Origin of the sequence: Pseudohaliea sp., assembly GCF_040217025.1 — a bacterium.
Classification (GTDB): Bacteria; Pseudomonadota; Gammaproteobacteria; order Pseudomonadales; family Halieaceae; genus Pseudohaliea.
Window position 1 is genome coordinate 755406 of the sequence record NZ_JAVJOA010000008.1, and the last position, 20961, is coordinate 776366.

Sequence of the window (20961 nt, forward strand, 5' to 3'; positions counted from 1 at the left end):
CACACGGCGTTCGCCGCGCATGGACAGCGGCCCCCCACCTGCTAACTTTCTGGCAGGAGGACGATAGCATGACACTCGAAAGACCGGCCATCGGCCAGTGGTACAAGGAAGCGGAGAGCGCCGCGCTGTTCGAGGTGGTCGCCATCGACGACCACAGCGGCTGCATCGAGGTTCAGTATCTCGACGGCGAGATCGCCGAGTTCGACACGGAGACCTGGGGCGAACTGACCCTCATCCCCGCCGTGGAGCCGGAGGACTGGCGGGCTCCCTACGAACTCAGCGACGAGGACGGCATGGACCCGGACGAGCCGCTGCACCCCGGCTGGGGCAACCCCGTCAACAGCATCGAGCCCGACGGCGCCTGGGAGCTCGAGGACTACTGACCACCGGGCCTCCCGGGGCGGCCTTGCAGGCAGCACGCCACTGTATATAATCCCAGTAGTGTACGTATGCACAGGATAGCCCCATGGCCAAGCTCACCGCCCGCCAGCAACAGGTCCTCGACCTGATCCGGCGCCACATCGACGACACGGGGTACCCGCCCACGCGCGCGGACATCGCCCGGGAACTCGGCTTCCGCTCCGCCAACGCCGCGGAGGAACACCTCAAGGCCCTCGCCCGCAAGGGGGCGATCGAGATCATCGCCGGTGCTTCCCGCGGCATCCGCCTGCCCGAGGAACGCGGGCTGCCCATCGTCGGCCGTGTCGCCGCCGGCAGCCCGGTACTCGCCGAGGAACACATCGAGGACTACTGCGAACTGCCGGCGGATTTCTTCCGCCCGGCTGCCGACTACTTCCTGCGCGTCACCGGCGACAGCATGGTGGGCATCGGCATCTGTGACGGCGACCTCCTCGCCGTACACAGCACGCCGGTGGCCAACGATGGCGATGTTGTCGTCGCGCGCCTCGACGACGAGGTGACGGTCAAGCGACTGCGGCGCGGGCGCGAGCGGCACCGGCTGCAGCTGCTGCCGGAAAATCCCGACTACGCACCGATCGAAGTCGACCTGCGCGAGCAGGCCTGCGTCATTGAAGGGTTGAGCGTGGGGGTGGTGCGCCGCGGCACTTGACACGCCGGGCCGGCAGGGAGCCTGCGCGGCGGGAGCCGCGCCGGTGAGTCAGTGCAGGACCCGCGGGGTTTCCTGCTCGACTTCCTCCTCGATTTCGACTTCGGCCTGGTCCGTGAGTTGGGCCGTGGCCTGGATACCCGCCTGGATCATGGCCTTGGCCACCTCCAGGCAGTGGTCCATCACGTACATCCGCGACTCGTCGGAAAACTGGATGCGCAGGAGCGGCGGGGCATCTTCCCCGGCCCGTTGCAGCACGACTTCTCCGTTCCCCAGATCGACGATCTCCAGCAGGGCTGTGGACACTCGGCAGACCTCGTTTCCGCAGTGTGTGTACCGATGGTAACAGTGTCCCGGGGGTGGGCCAACACGCCTCGCGGCCACGCTCACCGGTCGACCGGTCGCCCTGCTCAGCTCTCGTCCAGCGAGTCGTTCATGCGCGCCAGGGTATTCGACAGCTCCCGGTGCCAGGCCCGCGCCTGCCCCGGGTCCGGCATACCCTGCTCTGCCGCGAGAAGATTGCCCGGCACGCGGGACCGCGCCGGCAGCGCCGCCGGCAGCGGCGCGAGCAGCCCGGCCAGCCAGCCTTCCCGCTCGAGCCGCGCGAACTCGCGCAGCTCCGCCGGCCGGGCCTTGCCCGCCGCCGGCTCCGGGAGTTCATCACAGCTCCGCGGCGGCGGGCCGTCCGCTTCGCCGGTGGGGTCGAGCACCGCCAGGAGGTACCAGCCGTAGGCCGCCAGCAGCTGCTCGCGAACGCCCGGTGCGTGCGCCGCATCGACAATATCGGCCGGCGCCGCCCCGGCCGCGCGCTGCGCCTCCCAGCCGTCGATGAGCAGGCGCGCCAGGTACAGGTGGTGGTTGGCACGGCCCCGGGACACGGCGTCAGCGGCTCCCGGCCCCGGCTTTCGCTTTGGTTTTCGCCTTAGCTTTCGTTTTTGCCTTGGCCTTCGTCTTTGTCGCCGCCTTGCGCTTCGGCGCCGCCTTCCTGCCACTCGCCGCGCTGCCCGCCTCGACCTGCCAGCGGCCGTCCCGGTAGAGCGCCTTCCAGCCCGTCGCCTTACCGTCCTCTTCGGTCATCACGTACTGCTCGCGGCTCTTGCGGCTGTAGCGGACCTGGCTGCGGTTGCCGGCGTCATCCTGCGTGGGCGCCTCGAGGATGTAGGCGTACTTGGGGTCGATCTCGCTGCCGTGGGGGATCAGCTCATCGACGAAGGGCGCGCGCGTCTCCCGGTTCTTCGGAAACTGGCTGGCGGCGAGGAACATGCCTGCCGCCCCGTCGCGGAGCACGTAATGGTCCTCGACCTTTTCGCAGGCCAGCTCCGGCATCGGCACGGGATCCATCTTAGGCGGGGCTACTTCACCGTTGCGCAGGAGCTTGCGGGTATTCTTGCAGGCCTCGTTGGTACAGCCGAAGTACTTGCCGAAGCGACCGGTCTTCAGCTGCATTTCCGAGCCACACTTGTCGCACTCGATCACCGGACCGTCGTAGCCCTTGATCTTGAAGCGGCCCTCCTCCACCTCGAAACCCGGGCAATCGGGATTGTTGCCACAGACGTGGAGCTTGCGCTTTTCGTCGATGAGGTAGCTGTCCATGGCGGCGTTGCACAGCTTGCAGCGGTGCTTGCTGCGCAGGAGCCGGGACTCGGCCTCGTCGTCCGCATCCTCGCGGATGGCCTCGTCGCCGGGAATGAGGTTGATGGTGTTCTTGCAGCGCTCCTTCGGCGGCAGCGCGTAGCCGGAGCAGCCGAGGAACACCCCGGTGCTCGCCGTGCGGATCTGCATGGGCCGGCCGCACTTGTCGCAGGCTATGTCCGTCATGGTCGGCTCGTTCGGCTGCATGCCGTCCGGCTGCGGCTGCTCGGCGCGCTCCAGGCGGGAACGGAAGTCGGCGTAGAAGCGGTCGAGGAGTTCCCGCCAGTCCAGCTCGCCCTCGGCGATCTCGTCGAGGTGCTCTTCCATGGTCGCGGTGAAGTTGTAGTCGAGCAGGTCGCTGAAGCTCTCCTGCAGCCGGTGGGTGACGATATCGCCCATCTTCTCGGCGTAGAAGCGCTTGTTCTCCAGGCGCACGTAGCCCCGGTCCTGGATCGTGGAGATGATCGAGGCGTAGGTGGAGGGCCGGCCGATGCCGCGCTTCTCGAGCTCGCGCACCAGGCTCGCCTCGCCGTAGCGCGGCGGCGGCGTGGTGAAGTGCTGCGACGGTTCCAGCTTGATCAGTTCCAGCGCGTCGCCCTCGGCGACGTCGGGGAGCACCGTGTCCTCGCCCTTGCGCCCCGTGGGCGGCAGCACGCGCGTATAGCCGTCGAAGCGGATGATGCGGCCGCGGGCGGCGAGCTCGTAGTCGCCGGCGGCCACGGTGATGGTCGTGGAGGTGTACTCCGCCGCGGTCATCTGGCTGGCGACGAACTGCCGCCAGATCAGCTCGTAGAGGCGCTCGGCGTCGCGCTCCATGCCCGCGAGCATGGCCTGGGTCACCTTGACGTCCGAGGGGCGGATCGCCTCGTGGGCCTCCTGCGCGCCCTCCTTCGAGGCATACTCGCGGGGCGCCTCGGGCAGGTAGCGGGCCGGGAAGTTGGCGCCGAGGTAATCGCGGCAGCTGGCGACGGCCTCCTTGCTCAGGTTGGTCGAGTCCGTCCGCATGTAGGTGATGTAGCCGGCCTCGTAGAGGCGCTGGGCGAGCGTCATGGTCTTCTTCACGCTGAAACCCAGCCGCGTGCTCGCCGACTGCTGCAGCGTGGACGTGATGAACGGGGCCGGCGGGTTCGACCGCGTCGGCTTGTCTTCCCGGGCCTTCACCCGGTAGCCGGCATCGGCCAGCGCATCCCGGGCGGCCATGGCCGCCGCCTCGTTGGTCGGGCGGAACTTCTCGCCCCGGTGCCGGCGCACCTCGAAGCGGGCGGGCTCGGCGTTCCGGGCCTTCAGGTCGGCGTGGATTTCCCAGAACTCTTCCGGCACGAAGGCGCGGATCTCGCGCTCGCGCTCGACGATCAGGCGCACGGCCACGGACTGTACGCGGCCGGCGGAGAGCCCGCGGGCCACCTTCGCCCAGAGCAGCGGCGACACCATGTAGCCCACGACCCGGTCGAGGAAACGGCGGGCCTGTTGCGCGTTCACCCGGTTCGTATCCAGCTGCGAGGGGTGCTCGAAGGCCTCGCGGATGGCGTTCTTGGTGATCTCGTTGAAGACCACGCGCTGGTAGCGGTCGTCATCGCCACCGATGGCCTCGCGCAGGTGCCAGGCGATCGCCTCCCCTTCGCGGTCGAGGTCGGTGGCGAGGTAGATGGCGTCGGAGTTCTCGGCCAGCTTCTTCAGCTCGCTGACCACCTTTTCCTTGCCCGGCAGGATCTCGTAGCGCGCCTGCCAGCCGTGCTCCGGGTCGATGCCCATGCGGCGCACCAGCTGCTCCCGGGTTTTCTTCTTTTTATAGGCCTCCTTTTCGCCCGGCGACATCTTCCGGGTGCGCGCCGCCTGCGCCGCGCGCTCCTTCGGGTCGACGGACTGCTTGCCGCTCCCGGAGGTCGGCAGGTCGCGGATATGGCCCACGCTGGACTTCACGACGAAATCCGGCCCGAGGTACTTGTTGATGGTCTTGGCCTTCGCAGGCGACTCGACGATAACGAGAGACTTTCCCATGGCGGTCCGGTGTTACCTCAGCGTGAGCGGCCGACCGGTGGGGACGGCGCAAAGGGGGGCATATATAAAGGCCACTGCCTCAGGGGTCAAGGGAAGCCCCCCGCGGCGTTTCGTCCAGGGCGTCCCGCCAGGCGGCGAGCGCGTCGGCGATTGCATCCACCGCCTCGGGGCCCGCGGACTCGTGCCAGTAGACCCCGCAGCTGCCCTCGTCGATGCCAGCGGCGAGGGCCCAGTCGGGCAGCGAGGCCACCGCTGCCGGGGGGTCGTCACGGCCGACGCTTGCGCGCCAGCCACCGCCCTCGCGCCACCAGGCGCAGGCCCTGCGCCCCGCGCCGCGGGACGGCGGCAGGCGCAACCCGTAGTAGAGCACCTGCCGCTCGCTGGCCGGCAGCCGCGCCCGCCGCGCCGGCGGCAGCGGCAGGTCCCGGAACTCGACGTAGAGGCCGGCGAGCGCGGCGCGCTCGCGCAGCCCCGCCTGCGTGCGCTGCCGCGGCGATGGCCGGAAATGCCACAGCGGCGCCAGGGCCAGGCCGACGGCCAGCAGGATCAGCAGGGTTGCCTTCACGGGCTATGATTCAGGTCAAGGGCCAAGGGGATTCTCTCGCACTCGCATTGCCGGGCGCCCACGGTATGTTATAAACCCGGTCAAGCGCCAGCAGCCGGCAACAGGAGATAACGCCATGGCCAACTACACCCGCATCCTGACGGCAGTCGATCTCAGCGAAGACTCGGACGAGGTGGTCGAGCGGGCCCGCGCGATCGCCACGAACAACGGCGCCGAGCTGCACCTCATCCACGTGATCGAGCCGCTCTCCTTCGCCTACGGCGGCGACATCCCCATGGACTTCTCCGGCATCCAGGACGAGATCCACCAGCAGGCCAGCGCCCAGCTCGAGAAGTTCGGCGAAAAGCACAGCATCCCGCAGTCGGCGCGCCACGTGGTGCTCGGCCAGCCCGAGGTGGAGATTCACGCCATGGCCGAGGAGCTCGACGCCGATCTCATCGTCGTCGGCAGCCACGGCCGCTACGGCCTCGCCCTGCTCATGGGCTCCACGGCCAACGGCGTGCTCCACGGCGCCACCTGCGACGTGCTCGCGGTCCGCGTGGGGCAGCAGAAAAAGGGCTAGGCGAGGCCTTCCCGGCACAGCGCCTGGTGCAGGTCGTCGCCCGTAAAGGGCCAGCCGAGTTCCTCGCCGCCGGGGAAACGGAGCACGGGAATCCGCTCCCCGTAGCGCTCGAAGAGTGCATCGTCTTCACTGATATCGACCACTTCCCAGGCGAGCCCCGGCGCCGCTGCCCGCGCGGCCACGAGCAGCGCCTCCGCGAGCTCGCAGAGGTGGCAGGCTGCCGTGCTGTAGAGAATGGGCCGGGGCCCGGGCTTGTGCATCGGCGCGGCTCCGCAGGGGGCACTCGGCGGGCGAGCATAGCACGGCCCTGCGCGTGAGCGACTACCGCGAGAAGCGCCGCCACTACCGAAGCGTGCTCACCGTCTTCGGCCGCAAGCCGGTGCTCGAGGCGCTGGCGGACCCGGGCCTCGCCTGCGAGCGCCTGCACCTGGCGACGAGCAACCGCCGCGAACCGACCCTGGAGCGTATTCTATCCCTGGCGGCCGAGCGCGGCGTCGAGACCCGAGAGCACAGCCGCGAGGCCCTCGCCCGTATTTCCCGCAACGGCCGCCAGGACCAGGGCGTCGCCCTGGATATCCGCTGTCCGCGTTTTGCCGAGCTCGACGAGGGCCTCGCGGCGCTGGGCGCACAGCCATCGGTGCGCCTGCTCGCCCTCGACGGGGTCACCAACCCGCAGAACGCGGGCATGGCCATCCGCAGCGCCCGCGCCGGGGGCATCGACGGGATCCTTTACGCCGACCGGGGCAACCCGGCCCTCGGCCCGCTGGTCATCAAGGGCAGTGCCGGCACACTCTACGGCGCCCCGCTGCTGCGCTGCGCGACCGCCGCCGAGGGTGTCGCCGCCTGCCGGGCGGCCGGCTACACCGTGTACACGCTGCAGGCGGAAGCGCCACGGGACCTGTTTAGCGCGACCCTGGCTGCGCGGGCCCTGTTCGTGCTGGGAGGCGAGACGGACGGCGTGTCGCCGGCCGTGGCGGCGCAGGCCAGCGAGGCCCTGGCCGTACCCATGGCGGAAGGCGTGGAATCCCTGAATGTGGCGGTGACGGCTGCGCTGGTGGCCTACGCGCCGCGCCTGGCGCGCGGTTCCGGGGAGCGCTGACTAGCGCGACAGGAAGCTCATGCCCTCTTCCAGGCCGTGCAGCGTCAGCGGGTACATGTGCCCCTCCATGAGCTGGTGCGTCATGGCGATGGACTGGGTGTACTCCCACTCATCCTCGGGCACCGGGTTTATCCAGATGCACTTCTCGTAGGTCTGCCGGAGCCGGCGCAGCCAGACTTCGCCGGCCTCCTCGTTCCAGTGCTCGACGGAGCCGCCGGGCTGGACGATCTCGTAGGGCGACATGGACGCGTCGCCGACGATCACCACCTTGTAGTCGTGGCCGTACTTGTGAAGGATGTCGAGGAGCGCCGTGCGCTCATGGTGCCGGCGGATATTGTTCTTCCACACGCTCTCGTAGAGGAAGTTGTGGAAGTAGAAGTTCTCCATGTGCTTGAACTCGGTGCGCGCCGCCGAGAACAGCTCCTCGCAGACCTTCACGTGCGGGTCCATGGAACCGCCCACGTCGAAGAACAGGAGTACCTTCACCGCGTTGTGCCGCTCCGGCACCATGCGAATGTCCAGGAGCCCGGCGTTGCGCGCCGTGGAGCGGATCGTGTCATCGAGGTCCAGCTCCTCGGCGGAGCCGGTGCGCGCGAACTTGCGCAGCCGGCGCAGGGCGAGCTTGATGTTGCGCGTGCCGAGCTCCACGGAATCGTCGAGGTTGCGGAAGTCCCGCTTGTCCCAGACCTTCACCGCGCGCCGGTTACCGCCGTTCGGCCCCACGCGGATACCCTCCGGGTGGTAGCCCTGCTGGCCGAAGGGCGAGGTGCCGCCGGTGCCGATCCACTTGTTGCCGCCCTCGTGGCGCTTCTCCTGCTCCTCCAGGCGCTTCTTGAACTCCTCGATGAGCTTTTCCAGCCCGCCGAGGGACTCGATCTTCGCCTTGTCTTCCTCGGACAGCTCCTTCATGAACTCGTTGCGCAGCCAGTCGTCCGGGATCATGGCCTCGATGATGTCGTCGAGACCCTCGAGGTCGCGGAAGTGCGCGCCGAAGGCCTTGTCGAAGCGGTCGAAATACTTCTCGTCCTTTACCAGGCAGGCGCGGCTGAAGTAGTAGAACTGGTCCACGCTGCCCACCACGAGGTGGCGCTTGAGCCCCTCGAGGAGATCGAGCAGCTCGCGCGTGGTGACCGGGATCCCCGCGTCGCGCAGGCCGTGGAAGAAATTGATCAGCATTGCAGCCTAGCGCGATTCCCGCCGGTGCATGAACGCCAGCCGCTCGAGCAGGTGCACGTCCTGCTCGTTCTTGAGCAGCGCGCCGTAGAGCGGCGGGATCGCCTTCGTGTGGTCGCGCTCGCGCAGGATCTCGTCCGGGATGTCGTCGGCCATGAGCAGCTTCAGCCAGTCGATGAGCTCCGAGGTGGACGGCTTCTTCTTCAGGCCCGGCACGGCGCGCAGGTCGAAGAAGATCTCCATCGCCTCCTGCACCAGGGCCTGGGCGATCCCCGGGTAGTGCACGTCGACGATCTGGCGCATCGTGTCCCGGTCCGGGAAGTTGATGAAGTGGAAGAAGCAGCGGCGCAGGAAGGCGTCCGGCAGCTCCTTCTCGTTGTTGCTGGTGATGATGATGATCGGGCGGTGCTTCGCCTTGACGGTCTCGCCGGTCTCGTAGACGAAGAACTCCATGCGGTCGAGCTCCTGCAGGAGGTCGTTCGGGAACTCGATGTCCGCCTTGTCGATCTCGTCGATGAGCAGCACCGCCTGCTCCTCGGCGACGAAGGCGTCCCAGAGCTTGCCGCGCTTGATGTAGTTGGCGATGTCGTAGACCTTCTCGTCGCCGAGCTGGGAGTCGCGCAGCCGCGACACCGCGTCGTACTCGTACAGGCCCTGCTGGGCTTTCGTGGTCGACTTGATGTGCCACTGGATCAGCGGCTTGCCGAGGCCCTGGGCCACCTCCTCCGCGAGCATGGTCTTGCCGGTGCCCGGCTCGCCCTTGATGAGCAGCGGGCGCTGCAGCTCGACCGCGGCGTTCACCGCCATGCGCAGGTCGTCGGTGGCGACGTAGCGCTCCGTGCCTTCGAATTTCATCGGCTATGGTCCTGGTGGGGGAAAGCGATGAAGGGTAACGACAGCCCCCGGGCGAATCAAGCTGAGACCGCGGCGCCGCGGCGACGGCGCAGCCAGGCGCCGATGGCGAGCCACGGCACCTGCGCCGCCAGCAGCGCGACCCCCAGCGGCCGGAGGGCGTGCATGGCGGCCTCTGCGCCATCGGTACCGAACTGGAAGGCGGCCACGACCAGCGCCGGGGCCAGCGTTTCCATGCCCGGCTCCGGGTAGGCCGGCAGGAGCAGCAGCGCAGCCCCGCTGCAGCAGAGCCAGCTCGCGAGCAGCGGCCAGCGGCGCAACCACCAGGCGAGGAGCAGCAGCGCGAGCGTCCCGGCCCCCAGGTAGGTGGTCATGGCCAGCAGGTAGCTACCGCCAGTCAGCATGAGAGCAGTCCTCGTCGACCCACAGCACGATGTGTTCCTCGTAGTCGTCTTCCGCCACGGCGGCCTCGCTGATCACCCGCCCGCGCACGGACGCGCCGGCGCGGTGCACGCTCTCCGGGTCGCCAGTGCGCAGCGGGTGCCAGGCCGGCAGGGCCAGGCCGCGGGCCCGCCGCCGGTAGGCACAGCTCGGGGGCAGCCAGTCCCAGGCCGCCGCCCGTGCCGGGTCCAGCGTCATGCAGTCCGGTACCTGCGCATGGCGGTTTGCGTAGTCCCTGCAGCGGCAGCGCTCCGCGTCCAGCAGGCGGCAGTGGACACGGGTCGCGAACCGCTCACCGCTGTCCTCGTCTTCGAGCCGGTGCAGGCAGCAGCGGCCACAGCCGTCGCAGAGCGCCTCCCACTGCGCGGCATCCAGGGCCTCCAGGGGCAGCCGGTCCCACCAGGGCTCGGCCGCGGTCACGGGACCGGCTCCGCATCGCCGCCGGGCTTCGGCGGCAGCTGCAGGTAGAACCCCTTCTCGTCGAGCGCGGCGAGCACCGTGGCGGCGTCGGCGCGGGCCAGCCGGCGCTCCGGGGTCAGCACCAGGCTGAGCGCGAGCTCCGGCTTGCCGAACCCGGCGAGCAACTCGGCCGGCAGCTCCTCGAGGGGACGGTCGCGATCGACGAACAGGTACATGCCCTCCTTCCGGGGGCTGCGGTAGACCGCACACAGGCGCTTCACAGCGCGTCCTCCGCGAGAGCCGCGCGCAGCGGCTCGATCGCCAGCTCCCGGCGCCAGCCCTGCCAGCTCGCCGGCTCGCTGATCGGCAGGCCGCGCGCCTCGCGCAGCAGCAGCTCCAGGTCGCGGCCGGCGAGCAGCATTTCCGGGGCGACGGAGGCCGCCCCGGCGAGCGCGCGCACGCGGGCCTTGAGCCCCTTGAGCCGCTTGCGTTCCTCGCTGCCCAGCGGCGGCGGCAGCGGTGCGGGCAGCGCCGCCTCCGGCAGGGACCGGGCCTCGGCAATGCAGGCGAGCAGCGCATCGCCGCAGCGCCGGAGCACCGCCGGCGGGATCTCACCGGCCGCGGCCAGCGCCGCGGGGCTCGCCGGCATCGCCCGGGCAATGGCCAGGCAGAGCTGGTCGTCGAGGATCCAGCTGCGCGGCTTGTCCCTGAGCGCGGCCTCCTCCTCCCGCCAGGCGCAGAGGCGCCCGAGGGCGGCGAGTTGCCGCGGCTGGAGCTTCCAGGCGGACTTCACCCGCAGGTGGTAGGCGGGGTTGCGGCTGCCGGCGCCCGCGCAGGCCACCTCGCCCTCCTCGAGGATCCAGGGCAGCTTGCCCGCGGCCTCCGCCTCGGCGCGCAGGCGCTCGTACAGTGGCAGCAGGTAGGCCACGTCCAGCGCCGCGTAGCGGCACTGGGACTCGCTCAGCGGGCGGCGCAGCCAGTCGGAGCGCGTCTCTCCCTTGTCGAGGACCACGTCGAAGGCCTGCTCGACGATGCCGCGGTAGCCCAGGCCGAAGCCCCGGTCGAGGAGCCCGGCGGCGCGCTGCGTGTCGAAGAGCGGACGCGGCAGCGCGCCGAGCCAGTGGTCGAAGACCTCGAGGTCCTCGCTGGCCGAGTGCAGGATCTTGGTGGTGGCCGGGTCCTCGAACAGCGCCACCAGCGGGGCGGTGTCCTCGAGCCCCAGCGGGTCCACGAGCCAGGCGTGGTCCTCGAAGCACAGCTGCAGCAGGGCGACCTGCGGAAAGAACGTGTTGCGGCGCATGAACTCCGTGTCCACGGCCACGGCGGTTGCGCCGCGGTGCTCGCCGAGGAGCGCCTCGAAGGCCGCCTGGCCGGCAACGAGCGTCCAGTCCATCAGCGTCTCACCGGCTGGCGCCCGGAGAAGGCGTGCATCAGCGTGCTGCCGTCGACGTATTCGAGCTCACCCCCCAGGGGGACGCCGTGGGCGATGCGCGACATGCGCACGCCGTCGGCCGAGAGCAGGTCCGTGAGGTACCAGGCGGTGGCCTCCCCCTCGGCCGTGGGGTTCGTGGCCAGGATCACCTCCTCGATCCCCTGCTCCCGCACCAGGGCCTGGAGGCGGTCGAGGCCGATGTCCTCCGGGCCGATGCCGTCGATCGGCGACAGGTGGCCCATGAGCACGAAGTAGCGGCCGCGGTAACCTCCCGCCTGCTCGATGGCGAGCACATCCGCCGGGGTCTCGACCACGCACAGCAACGTCGCCTCGCGGCGCGGGTCGTCGCAGATCGCGCAGACCGGGGTTTCCGTGAGATTGCGGCAGCGCTGGCAGCGGCCCACGCGCTCGGCGGCCTCCCCCAGCGCCACGGCGAGCGCCTGCGCGCCCTCACGGTCGCGCTCGAGGAGGTGCAGCGCCATGCGCTGGGCCGATTTCGGGCCGACCCCCGGCAGGCAGCGCAGGGCGTCGACGAGGGCCTCGAGGGCGGGGCTGAACACGGCCTCAGAACGGCAGTTTCATGCCCGGGGGCAGTTCCATACCGCCAGTCACTTCGGCCATGGCCTCGCGGTTCGCCGCCTCGACCTTGCGCACCGCATCGTTCACCGCGGCCGCGAGCAGGTCCTCCAGCACGGACTTCTCCTCGCTGAGCACGCTGTCATCGATGGCGACGCGGCGGACGTCGTGGCGGCCGTTCATGATGACCTGCACCAGGCCGGCACCGGCCTCGCCGGTAACCTCGCGCGCGGCGGCGGCTTCCTGCGCCTCCTGCATGGCCGTCTGCATCTTCTGCGCCTGCTTCATCAGGTCGCCGATTCCACCCTTGAACATCAGTGTTCTCCTCTCGCGGCGGCGTCGCGCGCCACCTCTACCGATTCTTCCTCGAGGGTACCAGCAAAGCGCTCGAGGAGGCTGCCGAGGCGGGGGTCTTCCCGCAGCCGGGCCACGGCGCTGGCATGGGCTTCCCGGCGCAGGCGCGCATCGCGCTGCGCCGGTGTCTCCGCGGCGAGCTCCCCGGGTTCGATGGCGACGGACCAGCCGTCATCACCGAGCACCCGGCGCAGCGCCGCGGTGATGCGCTCACCGTGGCGCGCATTGAACAGGTTGGCCTGCTCCTGATCAAGCACCAGGGAGACCACGCTGCCCGCGCAGGCCCGCCACTCGCAGTTGCGGGCGATGACCCGCGTGCTGCCGGTGAGCTCGAGCTGCTCGACGAGGTGGTGCCAGGGTGGCAGCGAAGCGGGCGCGGGTGCTGGCGTAGCCCGGTGTGTGGCCCGGGGCTCGGGGTCGGGTACCGCTGACCTTTGCACCGCGGGCGCCTGGACCGGGGGCACGCGAGCCGGGGGCTCCTCGTCGGGGGGCCCGGCCGGCGGCGCGCCGGCCTGCGCGGCGGGCGCCGGGGCCCGCCGCGGTTCAGGCTTTTTTGCCGGTCGGCCGACCTCGCCGGCGGCAGCCTGCGGGGCACTGTCCCCGCTCGCGGGGAGCGCCGGGGCCGGCCGGAAAGCGAGCATACGCAGCAGCACCATGTCGAAACCCGCGCGCGGGTCTGCGGCGAGCGGCAGGTCGCGGCGCCCGTTAAGGGCGATCTGGTAGCAGAGCTGCACGTCTTCCGCGGTGAACCGCGCCGCCAGCTCGCGCAGGCGCTCCACGTCGCCCATCTCCGGGTCCAGTGCCTCGGGCACGGCCTGCGCCAGGGCGAGGCGGTGCAGTACGGCGAGCAGCGTCTCCAGGGCGGCGGCGAAATCGAGGGCCTGCGCCTCCATGGCCGCGGCCACGGCGAGAAGACCGGGCGCGTCGTCGGCGGCAAGGGCATCGAGCAACTCAAAGACATGGTCCCGGTCCACGGTACCGAGCATGTCGCGCACCTCGGCCTCGACGAGGCGGCCGCCGCCGAAGGCGATCGCCTGGTCGGTGAGGCTCAGCGCATCGCGCATGCTGCCGGCAGCGGCGTGGCCGAGGAGCCAGAGTGCGGGCTCCTCAAAGGCCACCCCCTCGGCACCGAGGATGTGCCGCAGGTGCTCGACCACCTGGCCCGCGGGCATGTTCTTCAGGTTGAACTGCAGGCAGCGGGAGAGCACCGTCGCCGGCAGCTTCTGCGGGTCCGTGGTGGCCAGCAGGAATTTCACGTGCGGGGGCGGCTCCTCGAGGGTCTTCAGGAGCGCATTGAAACTGTGCTGGGAGAGCATATGCACCTCGTCGATGAGGTACACCTTGTAGCGGCTGCGCGTGGGGGCGTATTGAACGTTCTCCAGCAGCTCGCGGGTGTCATCGACGCGGGTGCGCGAGGCGGCATCCACCTCGAGCAGGTCGACGCTTCGCCCCTCGGCGATCTCCAGGCAGGCGCTGCATTGACCGCAGGGCCGGGAGCTGACCCCCTGCTCGCAGTTCAGGCACTTGGCGAGGATCCGCGCGACCGTGGTCTTGCCCACGCCGCGGGTGCCGGTGAACAGGTAGGCGTGGTGCAGCTGGTCCCGGTCCAGGGCGTTGGCGAGGGCGCGAAGCACGTGCTCCTGGCCCACCATCTCCTCGAAGCTGGCCGGGCGCCATTTGCGGGCGAGGACCTGGTAAGACATGCCGGCGCGGGACGCTCCTCCGTGGTCAAGAGCCAAGCTTACCGCAGCGGGGACGACGGCAGAACCGGACCGGCGCGGGGGTTGGCGGGGAAGCCAATGGAGGCGGCCCGGACAGCCACACCCCGGCACCCGAATCAGCAGCTACCGTTGCTCCCTTCCGGGCCTGGCGGGGTTCACTGCCTATCGTTGCGGGGGGACCGCCCGGACCACCACGACCCCTTGGCGGGGGCCGCCATTGTCGCGGAAAGCGACACCCGCCGCAAACGATTCCGCTGCGCCATGGCACGCCGCGGGCTGTGCTAACCTTTCCGCGAGCCGGCTCCCGCGCAGGCGGGCGCCCCCAACACCACCTGACCACAGCGAGACACCCGTGAAGCGAACGCGCCCGACGACTGCGCAGGGCCCGGCGGCCTTCCCTGCGGTCCCCGGACCCCTTGCCACCCGTGCAGCGCAGCTGCTCTCGTGCCTCCTGGCCTGCCTCCTCGCCGCGAGCTCCGTCGTTGCGCAGGAAGCGCCCGCCGTCAGCCGCGGCAGCCTGGGCACGCTGGAGGCCGCCGTGCGCGAAGACACAGGCCTCACCGACGAGGAGCGCGCACCGCTGCTGCTGGAACTGCAGCAGGCGACCCAGGACCTGAACCAGGCGGAAAGCTTCCGGGAGGAGGCGGAGAGCTACCGCCAGGCGATGGAAAACAGCGCGAGCGAGGTGAAAAACTACAACGAACTCGTCCGCGAGGTTGAAGACTCGGCGCCGACCGTGGAGGAACGGCTCGGCAGGGACCCCGACCTCGAGGATATCGAGGCCGAGCTTGACGTCGTCGAGGCCCGGCGGCAGAGCCTCGCCGACCAGCGCAGCGCTGCCCTCAGCGGCCTCGCCGAGCGCACCGCTGGCGATAGTGAAACACAGCAGCGGCTGGCCTCGGTCACGGCGGAGCTTGAGAACACGCAGGCGCCACCCGCCGCCGACGAGTCGTTGAAGGCACGGATTACCGCCGCTGCCAGGGCAGCAAAACGCCAGCGGCTCGAGGCGGAGGCGGAATTGCTCCGGCTGCGCCTGCGCGGCGCCCCGGCGCTCAACGCTATCCGCACGGCGAAGGTGGCCTGGCTCGACGCCTCCCTGACCAGCGCAGATACCCTTATGGAGGCACTGCGCGACGCCGCCGCCAGCACCCGCCAGTCCACCGCGGCCCGGCGCATGGAGGAACTTCGGCGCCTCGCGGGGCCGGTTGCCGAAGCCCGACCGGGTGTCAAGGCCTTCCTGGAAGAGACACTCGAGCTGATCCGCGATCAGCGGCGCCTCGCCGATGCGGCAGGAGAAGCGCGCAGCGACAGCGCCACGATCCGCGAATTAGACGAGTACATCGAGGAGGATTACAGCCTGACCCAGCGCCGTCTGGAGGTCGCAGGGCTGGAGGGCAAGCTAGGCGAAGTGATGATGACCCGCCTTGCGAGTCTGCCCGACAAGCGGGAGATCCAGGCGAGCACCGCCGTTCGTAACGACCAGCTCGCCAGCGTCTCGGTGAACTCCATCGACACGGACGAGTTGCTGCGCCAGAGTTCACGCCGCGGTGCCTACCTGCGCGAGCGCTTCCCCGATCTCGATGACTGGGGGCGCGAGGAGCGCCGCGTTCTCGACCGTCTCTACGAGCAGCGCCGCGACTTGCTCCGGGAGAAGCTCGAGGCGCAGAACAGCCTGCTTCGGCTCCTCGTGGATACGAACCAGGCCGCCGCCGAGCTGATCGCGGCGACGGAGAACTACGAGGCCTTCCTCACCGGCAACCTCCTCTGGATCCGCAGCTACCGGTTCCTCGACGCCCGGCAGCTGCTGGCCCAGAGTCTCGCCCTTGTTGATCCGGCACCTGCGCTCGCCATGGCCGCGCACTGGCAGCGTTTGCTTCGCAACCCGCCGCTGCTGCTCGGGCTGGCTGCGCTCGCCGTACTGCTCGTCAACCGGCGACGTATCGTCGCGGCGCAGCAGGCTCTCCTCGGCGTGCCGATCCGGCCGCGGGAAGAGAGTCCGCGCAAGATCGCCCTCGGTATCGCTCTCGGCATTGCCCGCAGCGCCATGCTGCCCCTGTTCCTGCTCCTGCTGGCCTGGGCTGTCTCCCTCGCCGGTGATGGCAGCGCCACCAGCGAAGGCATTGCGCGCGGCCTGGGCGCGGCCGGCGTGCTCCTGTTCGGACTTTACCTGGCACTCAGCGTCACCGCCCGGGTTGGTACCGGGCGGCGTCTGCTCAAGTGGAACAACCAGAAAACCGATGCCGTGCGCCGTGACCTGCCCTGGGTGGTACTGCTGCTGCCTGTTGCCACGGGTCTCAGCAGCTATGCCCGCACCGGCTGGAGCGAGCAAAGCGGCGGCCCCCTCGCCGCCCTGGCGACCTTTACCGTCGCGCTGACGGGCGTAGTCTACAGCGTGAGGCTGCTGCGCTCGGGGCAGTTCACCGGCGACGGGCTCGGCAAGTTCCTGTTGCGGATATCGGTGCTGATCACCGCGGCCATCGCGGTGATGCACATCACCGGGCAGCTTTTCGCGGCCCACCTTTACTTGCGCGCCCTGGGCTGGTCCGTGGCCGCGGTCGCGGTGATCCTCTTCGTCACGAACGTCCTCCAGCGCATCATCCTGATCTACCGTAGCCGCCTCGAGCGCCGGCAGCGGGAAGAGCTGCGGGCCCAGGCCGAGACCGAGGCCGACGACGAAAGCGAGCGCGAGGCGCATATATCTGAGCGCGACATCGACGCGGTGGCCTCCCTTTCCGACGCCCAGGGCCGTCTCCTCGGCGCCGCCCGGCTGGCCGCCCTTGCCGCCTTGCTCTGGTTCATCTGGTCCCCCGCCCTGCCGGCTATTTCCCTGCTCGAGGAAGTCACCCTGTGGTCGACGGTAGATCCGTCACTGCCAGTGGGCGAGCTGCGCGGGGTCTCGCTCGCGACGTTGATCATCGCCGCCCTCGTGGTGGCCATCACCGTTCTGCTATGGCGGCACGTGCCACCGCTGGTGCAGGTGCTGCTCATGGAGTACGGCAGCGTTTCCGCCGGGGCGCGCTATGCCATCGGCATGCTGCTGCAGTACGTGATCCTCGGCGTGGGGGCCTCTGTCAGCCTCGGGCTCCTGGGGTTCGCCTGGTCCAAGGTGCAGTGGCTGGTCGCCGCCCTCGGTGTCGGTATCGGTTTCGGCCTGCAGGAGATCGTCGCCAACTTCATCAGTGGCATCATCCTGCTCTTCGAGCGACCGATCCGCGTCGGCGACATCATCAGCGTCAGCGGCTACGACGGCACCGTGGTCAATATCAACGCCCGCGCGACCGTCATCGAGACCTTCGAGGGCAAGGAACTGCTCATACCGAACAAGGACCTGATTACTGGCGTGGTGAATAACTGGTCGCTGACCAGCAGCAAGCTGCGCATCGTCATTCCCGTGGGCGTGGCCTACGGCAGCGACGTGCGCAAGGCCCTGCAGATCCTCGTCGATGTCGCCCGGGACCACCCGGCCATCATGGACGACCCGGAGCCCAGGGCAACCTTCGAGGATTTCGGCGACAACGCCCTCACGCTATGGCTGCGCTGCTACGCCGAAAGCGAGTTCATCCAGCGCTGGACGGAACTGCGTACAGAGATCTACGACCGGCTCAGCAAGGCCGGCATCGGTATCGCCTTCCCGCAGCGCGACGTGCACCTCGACGCCGCTGAACCTATCCCGGTACAGCTGGTCGAACGACCTGTGAAAGGCCAGCTACCGGACCAGGGCTGACAGCGGAGGAACCAGCGTGCAGCGACGAACGATACTCAAGGCCGCGGGGGCCCTCGCGGCCGCCTACATCGGCACCAGCGAAGCAAAGGAGCACTCCATGGAACTGGCCACCCTGCACAACGAGTGGCGCGCTTACCTGCCCGGGGACTTCGATCCGCCCAGCGCCGACGACGACCTCGAGCTCGACAGCGCCGCCTGGCGTGAGCGCCTCGAGCCGGCCGCCTTCGACGTGCTGCGCAAGGAGGCCACGGAGCGCGCCGGCACGAGCCCACTCAACGACGAGAAGCGTCGCGGGGTCTTCGTCTGCGCCGGCTGCGACCTGCCGGTGTTCACCTCGGCGATGAAGTTCGACTCGGGTACCGGCTGGCCGAGCTTTTTCACCCACATCCCCGGCGCCTTCGAGACCAAGAAAGACTTCAAGCTCGTCTGGCCGCGCACGGAGTATCACTGCGCACGCTGCGGCGGGCACCACGGGCACGTCTTCAACGACGGCCCCCCGCCAACGGGCGAGCGCTGGTGCAACAACGGCGTGGCGCTGCGCTTCCTGCCGGCCAGTTAAGCCCGCTAGCCGGTAACGCCCAGCCCGGCGGCGATGGCGTTCACGCTCAGCAGGAGCTCGGGCAGCAGCGCCTCTGCGCCGGCTTCGTTACCCGCAGCGCCGAGCGACCGCCAATGCGCCAGCAGGCGCACCTGGTGCTCGTGCAGCGGCGCGAGTGCCTCGTCGCGCCGGGCCAGCACCCGGTGAATGCGCGGCCGGACCTCGGCGAGGGGGCCGCCGTAGATCCGCTCGAGCATCCGACCCGTGCGCTCATGCTCTGCGACGATCACCGACAGCAGCGCCTCGCGACGCCCTTCATCCGTGACGAGCGCGGCGTAACGCTCCATCACCGGCCGCGACACCATCATCCAGGCGGTGGCGATGTTGCTGATGAGGTAGTGCAGCGGCGGCCAGCGGTCGGCGGTCTCGGCCTTGGCGGCCAGCACCTGCTTGAAGGCCGCCGGGTCCGCCGTGGCCAGTTCTTCGAGGGCGCTGCCGAGGCCGTACCAGCCCGGCAGCACGAAGCGCGACTGGTTCCAGGCAAACACCCAGGGAATGGCGCGCAGATCCGCCAGCGTACGCTGGCCGGTGCGCCGTGGCGGCCGTGAGCCGTGGCGGCTGGCCTCGATGATGTCGATGGGCGTGGCCTCGCCGAAGAAGTCGATGAAGCCCTCGCGCTCGATGAGGTCGCGGTAGGCGCGGCGGCTGGTCGCGGCGAGCCGATCCAGGATCGGGCCGAGCGCCGGCGGATCCTGGCGCCCGCCCAGGTCGAAGGCCGCGGCCGCGAGCGCGCCGGCCGCAAGCAGCTCGAAGTGGTGAGAGGCGGTGCCGCGGTTGGCGTACTTCTGGGAGATGGTCTCGCCCTGCTCCGTCATCCGCAGACCGCCACCGACAGTTCCCGGGGGCAGCGCACGAATAAACCGGTGCGTCGGGCCCGCCCCGCGGCCGATGGTGCCGCCGCGCCCGTGGAAAAAGCACAGCTGCACGCCGTGGCGCGCGCCGACCTCGGCCAGCGCGCCCTGCGCCCGGTAAAGGCCCCAGAAGCTGGCGACAATGCCGCCATCCTTGCCCGAATCGCTGTAGCCGACCATCACCTGTTGCCGCGGCAGCGGCAGGCCGTCGCGCTGCTGGCGCAGGCGCAGGCTGCGCCGGACCAGCGGGTGGGCGAGGTAGTCGTCGAGGATGGCCGGGGCTCGCTCCAGGTCCTCGATGGTCTCGAACAGCGGCACCACCTCCAGCGGACAAGCCGGCCCGTCCTCCGCCGGCTGCAGCAGACCGCCGTCGCGGGCGAGCAGGTAGACGGCGAGCAGGTCCTCGGCGCTGCGGGTCATGCTCACGATCAGTGCGCCGAGGCCGTCGGCGCCCCGCCGGTCCAGCTCGGCCGCGAGTACCTCGTAGCAGCCGAGCACCGCCTCGGCCTCGCCCGGCGGCGCCTGCCCCGCGCGCACGAAGGGCCGCGCGGTTGCGAGCTCCCGGTCCAGGAGCTCACGCCGCTGCCCCGGGGGCCAGCTCGGGTAGCGGTCGCCATCGGTAACGCCCACCGACGAGAGCAGGGCCGCCAGCGCGCGGTCGTGGAAGGCACTGTTCTGGCGCACGTCGAGGCTGGCCAGGTGAAAACCGAAGCTGCGGACCAGCAGGCGCACCGGGTCCACGTCCGCCTCCGCCAGCCGGCCGGCACCGACCGCGGCCAGCGCCTCGCCGAGCGCGCCCAGGGCCTCGTCCAGCTCGGCGGCGCGGTCAAAGACGCCCACCCCGGAGACGCCATCACCCGCGGGCAGTGCCGCGCGCAGCAGGCTGACGTACTGGCGCCAGGGCTCCTGCGGGTTGCGCTCGACCGCTGCACGGCCGGCCTCGCCCAGGGCCTCGGCGCGGTCCCGGATCGCCGCCAGCAGCGCCGCGGGCGGCGCCTGGCGATGTACGGACAGGCTGAGCTTCGACGCCAGCCGCGCGAGGGCCTCGTCGATCAGTGCGAGTGCTGCCTCGCGGTGCCGCGCCAGGGTGTCCCGGGTGATCGCCGCGGTCACCCCGGGGTGCCCGTCGCGATCGCCGCCGACCCAGCTGCCGAAGGCGAACCGGGGCAGCGCCGCGGGGCCCGCGATCAGCGCCGGGTCCAGGCCTACCCCCTCCCAGGCCTGGCGCAGGCGCTGGCTGAAAGCGGCGAGGGCGTCTGGAAACACCACGGCGAGGAAGTGCAGCACGAGGCGGCGCTCGGCCTCCAGGCGCGGTTTCTCGAGATAGATCTCACCGGTCCGCCACAGCCGCTCCAGCGCGGCGTCCATCGCCGCGTCCAGGCCCGCGCGCTCCGCCGGCGTCCACATGCTGTTCTCCCGCTCGACCAGCAGCCGGTAGAGCACGCGGTGGTGCTCGAGCACCGTCTGCCGCTTGGCCTCGGTGGGGTGGGCCGTGAGTACCGGCTCCAGGCGCAGGTTGCGCAGCTGCACCGCCAGCTGCTCCGCCGTGACCCCGCGGTCCAGGGCCTGGGTGAACGCCTGCTCCCAGGAGCCGCTCTCCTCGGCCTTGCCACCGGCCCGCGCCGTGGCGCGACGCTGCTGCGCGACGGAGTTCTCCTCCGCATGGTTGAGCAGCTGGAAGGCGATGGACAGGGCCTGCACGTCGTCTGCCGAGAACTCGCCGCGAACCGCCGCGGCCCCCTGCTCATCGCCACCGGCGTCCGCCTGCCAGGGCAAGCGCGCCGCGACCTCCGCCGCGCCGAGGCCCGTGAGCACACGCAGCAGGGAACCCATCAGCCATCGGAGGCTGTCCGCACCGAGATCGTCGCTTGAATGCATTGCCGGTACCACTCGAAACTATGCCTTGGGATGGGCCGCT

At 70.2% G+C, this 20961-nt stretch carries 21 protein-coding genes and 1 other RNA gene; 6 read left to right on the forward strand and 16 right to left on the reverse strand.

The genetic code is table 11. The features are described from left to right. Positions 1-68 precede the first annotated feature (68 nt). Together RKE50_RS07680 and lexA are read left to right on the forward strand one after the other, a co-directional pair. Positions 69-383, forward strand: a complete 315-nt coding sequence (locus tag RKE50_RS07680) for a DUF6763 family protein (protein WP_350035635.1) — start codon at positions 69-71, stop codon at positions 381-383. 83 nt (positions 384-466) lie between these two features. After that, on the forward strand, positions 467-1069 hold the full coding sequence (lexA, locus tag RKE50_RS07685; RefSeq protein ID WP_350035636.1) for a transcriptional repressor LexA: 603 nt from the start codon (positions 467-469) through the stop codon (positions 1067-1069). A gap of 48 nt (positions 1070-1117) precedes the next feature. On the opposite strand, the gene RKE50_RS07690 is transcribed toward lexA, so the two are convergent. The 4 genes from RKE50_RS07690 to RKE50_RS07705 all read right to left on the reverse strand — a co-directional run bounded on the left by RKE50_RS07690 (position 1118) and on the right by RKE50_RS07705 (position 5261). Continuing rightward, the gene (locus tag RKE50_RS07690) at positions 1118-1372 is read right to left on the reverse strand and encodes a hypothetical protein (RefSeq protein ID WP_350035637.1); all 255 of its coding nucleotides are present in this window, start codon (positions 1370-1372) and stop codon (positions 1118-1120) included. A 104-nt stretch (positions 1373-1476) separates the two neighbouring features. Continuing rightward, a complete protein-coding gene (locus tag RKE50_RS07695; protein ID WP_350035638.1) occupies positions 1477-1944 on the reverse strand; it encodes a hypothetical protein in 468 nt (155 codons plus the stop codon). Positions 1945-1948: 4 nt separating this feature from the next. Then, a complete protein-coding gene (gene topA / locus RKE50_RS07700; protein WP_350035639.1) occupies positions 1949-4696 on the reverse strand; it encodes a type I DNA topoisomerase in 2748 nt (915 codons plus the stop codon). A gap of 79 nt (positions 4697-4775) precedes the next feature. Then, positions 4776-5261, reverse strand: a complete 486-nt coding sequence (locus tag RKE50_RS07705) for a hypothetical protein (RefSeq protein ID WP_350035640.1) — start codon at positions 5259-5261, stop codon at positions 4776-4778. Between the two features lie 115 nt (positions 5262-5376). Here RKE50_RS07705 and RKE50_RS07710 point away from each other — a divergent pair, with 115 nt between their 5' ends. After that, entirely contained in the window at positions 5377-5823 is a 447-nt protein-coding gene (locus RKE50_RS07710) for a universal stress protein (RefSeq protein WP_350035641.1), read from the forward strand. On the opposite strand, the gene RKE50_RS07715 is transcribed toward RKE50_RS07710, so the two are convergent. After that, positions 5820-6083 carry a glutaredoxin family protein gene (locus tag RKE50_RS07715; RefSeq protein WP_350035642.1) on the reverse strand — a complete coding sequence of 88 codons (264 nt, stop codon included), beginning with the start codon at positions 6081-6083 and terminating at the stop codon, positions 5820-5822. The two genes, RKE50_RS07710 and RKE50_RS07715, sit on opposite strands and share 4 nt — an antisense overlap. Positions 6084-6136: 53 nt before the next feature. Between RKE50_RS07715 and RKE50_RS07720 the strand changes: the two genes are divergently transcribed. Beyond that, positions 6137-6922 carry a TrmH family RNA methyltransferase gene (locus tag RKE50_RS07720; protein ID WP_350035644.1) on the forward strand — a complete coding sequence of 262 codons (786 nt, stop codon included), beginning with the start codon at positions 6137-6139 and terminating at the stop codon, positions 6920-6922. Here RKE50_RS07720 and RKE50_RS07725 read toward each other — a convergent pair whose 3' ends face one another. The 10 genes from RKE50_RS07725 to ffs all read right to left on the reverse strand — a co-directional run bounded on the left by RKE50_RS07725 (position 6923) and on the right by ffs (position 14055). After that, positions 6923-8098 (reverse strand): vWA domain-containing protein, encoded by a 1176-nt coding sequence (locus RKE50_RS07725; protein WP_350035645.1) that lies wholly within the window; start codon positions 8096-8098, stop codon positions 6923-6925. A 6-nt stretch (positions 8099-8104) separates the two neighbouring features. Continuing rightward, positions 8105-8950: an AAA family ATPase gene (locus RKE50_RS07730; RefSeq protein WP_350035646.1), complete on the reverse strand. Its 846-nt coding sequence runs from the start codon at positions 8948-8950 to the stop codon at positions 8105-8107. A 56-nt stretch (positions 8951-9006) separates the two neighbouring features. After that, positions 9007-9351, reverse strand: a complete 345-nt coding sequence (locus RKE50_RS07735; RefSeq protein WP_350035647.1) for a hypothetical protein — start codon at positions 9349-9351, stop codon at positions 9007-9009. Beyond that, positions 9335-9808: a YcgN family cysteine cluster protein gene (locus RKE50_RS07740; RefSeq protein WP_350035649.1), complete on the reverse strand. Its 474-nt coding sequence runs from the start codon at positions 9806-9808 to the stop codon at positions 9335-9337. The genes RKE50_RS07735 and RKE50_RS07740 overlap by 17 nt, the downstream gene beginning before the upstream one ends. After that, the gene (locus RKE50_RS07745) at positions 9805-10068 is read right to left on the reverse strand and encodes a YcgL domain-containing protein (protein WP_350035651.1); all 264 of its coding nucleotides are present in this window, start codon (positions 10066-10068) and stop codon (positions 9805-9807) included. Before RKE50_RS07745 ends, RKE50_RS07740 begins: the two co-directional genes overlap by 4 nt. Further along, positions 10065-11180 (reverse strand): ribonuclease D, encoded by a 1116-nt coding sequence (gene rnd / locus RKE50_RS07750; RefSeq protein WP_350035653.1) that lies wholly within the window; start codon positions 11178-11180, stop codon positions 10065-10067. Before rnd ends, RKE50_RS07745 begins: the two co-directional genes overlap by 4 nt. After that, positions 11180-11779, reverse strand: a complete 600-nt coding sequence (recR, locus tag RKE50_RS07755) for a recombination mediator RecR (RefSeq protein ID WP_350035654.1) — start codon at positions 11777-11779, stop codon at positions 11180-11182. Before recR ends, rnd begins: the two co-directional genes overlap by 1 nt. A gap of 4 nt (positions 11780-11783) precedes the next feature. After that, complete coding sequence (locus RKE50_RS07760; RefSeq protein ID WP_350035655.1) at positions 11784-12110, reverse strand: YbaB/EbfC family nucleoid-associated protein; 327 nt, start codon at positions 12108-12110, stop codon at positions 11784-11786. After that, positions 12110-13852, reverse strand: a complete 1743-nt coding sequence (gene dnaX, locus RKE50_RS07765; RefSeq protein ID WP_350035656.1) for a DNA polymerase III subunit gamma/tau — start codon at positions 13850-13852, stop codon at positions 12110-12112. The genes RKE50_RS07760 and dnaX overlap by 1 nt, the downstream gene beginning before the upstream one ends. Positions 13853-13958: 106 nt before the next feature. Next, an RNA gene (gene ffs / locus RKE50_RS07770) (signal recognition particle sRNA small type) lies at positions 13959-14055 on the reverse strand. Positions 14056-14222: 167 nt separating this feature from the next. On the opposite strand from ffs, the gene RKE50_RS07775 reads away from it, so the two are divergent. Together RKE50_RS07775 and msrB are read left to right on the forward strand one after the other, a co-directional pair. Beyond that, positions 14223-17594 carry a mechanosensitive ion channel domain-containing protein gene (locus RKE50_RS07775; RefSeq protein WP_350035657.1) on the forward strand — a complete coding sequence of 1124 codons (3372 nt, stop codon included), beginning with the start codon at positions 14223-14225 and terminating at the stop codon, positions 17592-17594. Positions 17595-17610: 16 nt separating this feature from the next. Continuing rightward, positions 17611-18153: a peptide-methionine (R)-S-oxide reductase MsrB gene (gene msrB, locus RKE50_RS07780; RefSeq protein WP_350035658.1), complete on the forward strand. Its 543-nt coding sequence runs from the start codon at positions 17611-17613 to the stop codon at positions 18151-18153. 5 nt (positions 18154-18158) lie between these two features. Here msrB and RKE50_RS07785 read toward each other — a convergent pair whose 3' ends face one another. Further along, entirely contained in the window at positions 18159-20921 is a 2763-nt protein-coding gene (locus tag RKE50_RS07785) for a phosphoenolpyruvate carboxylase (protein WP_350035659.1), read from the reverse strand. Positions 20922-20961: the final 40 nt, after the last annotated feature.

What these genes read in the sequence shown, in the direction of transcription:
- RKE50_RS07710 (WP_350035641.1), top strand. Translation starts at nt 5,377, where the DNA reads ATGGCCAACTACACCCGCATCCTGACGGCAGTCGATCTCAGCGAAGAC.
- RKE50_RS07730 (WP_350035646.1), bottom strand. Translation starts at nt 8,950, where the DNA reads ATGAAATTCGAAGGCACGGAGCGCTACGTCGCCACCGACGACCTGCGC.
- RKE50_RS07715 (WP_350035642.1), bottom strand. Translation starts at nt 6,083, where the DNA reads ATGCACAAGCCCGGGCCCCGGCCCATTCTCTACAGCACGGCAGCCTGC.
- RKE50_RS07760 (WP_350035655.1), bottom strand. Translation starts at nt 12,110, where the DNA reads ATGTTCAAGGGTGGAATCGGCGACCTGATGAAGCAGGCGCAGAAGATG.
- RKE50_RS07785 (WP_350035659.1), bottom strand. Translation starts at nt 20,921, where the DNA reads ATGCATTCAAGCGACGATCTCGGTGCGGACAGCCTCCGATGGCTGATG.
- lexA (WP_350035636.1), top strand. Translation starts at nt 467, where the DNA reads ATGGCCAAGCTCACCGCCCGCCAGCAACAGGTCCTCGACCTGATCCGG.
- RKE50_RS07725 (WP_350035645.1), bottom strand. Translation starts at nt 8,098, where the DNA reads ATGCTGATCAATTTCTTCCACGGCCTGCGCGACGCGGGGATCCCGGTC.
- dnaX (WP_350035656.1), bottom strand. Translation starts at nt 13,852, where the DNA reads ATGTCTTACCAGGTCCTCGCCCGCAAATGGCGCCCGGCCAGCTTCGAG.
- RKE50_RS07680 (WP_350035635.1), top strand. Translation starts at nt 69, where the DNA reads ATGACACTCGAAAGACCGGCCATCGGCCAGTGGTACAAGGAAGCGGAG.
- topA (WP_350035639.1), bottom strand. Translation starts at nt 4,696, where the DNA reads ATGGGAAAGTCTCTCGTTATCGTCGAGTCGCCTGCGAAGGCCAAGACC.
- rnd (WP_350035653.1), bottom strand. Translation starts at nt 11,180, where the DNA reads ATGGACTGGACGCTCGTTGCCGGCCAGGCGGCCTTCGAGGCGCTCCTC.
- RKE50_RS07735 (WP_350035647.1), bottom strand. Translation starts at nt 9,351, where the DNA reads ATGCTGACTGGCGGTAGCTACCTGCTGGCCATGACCACCTACCTGGGG.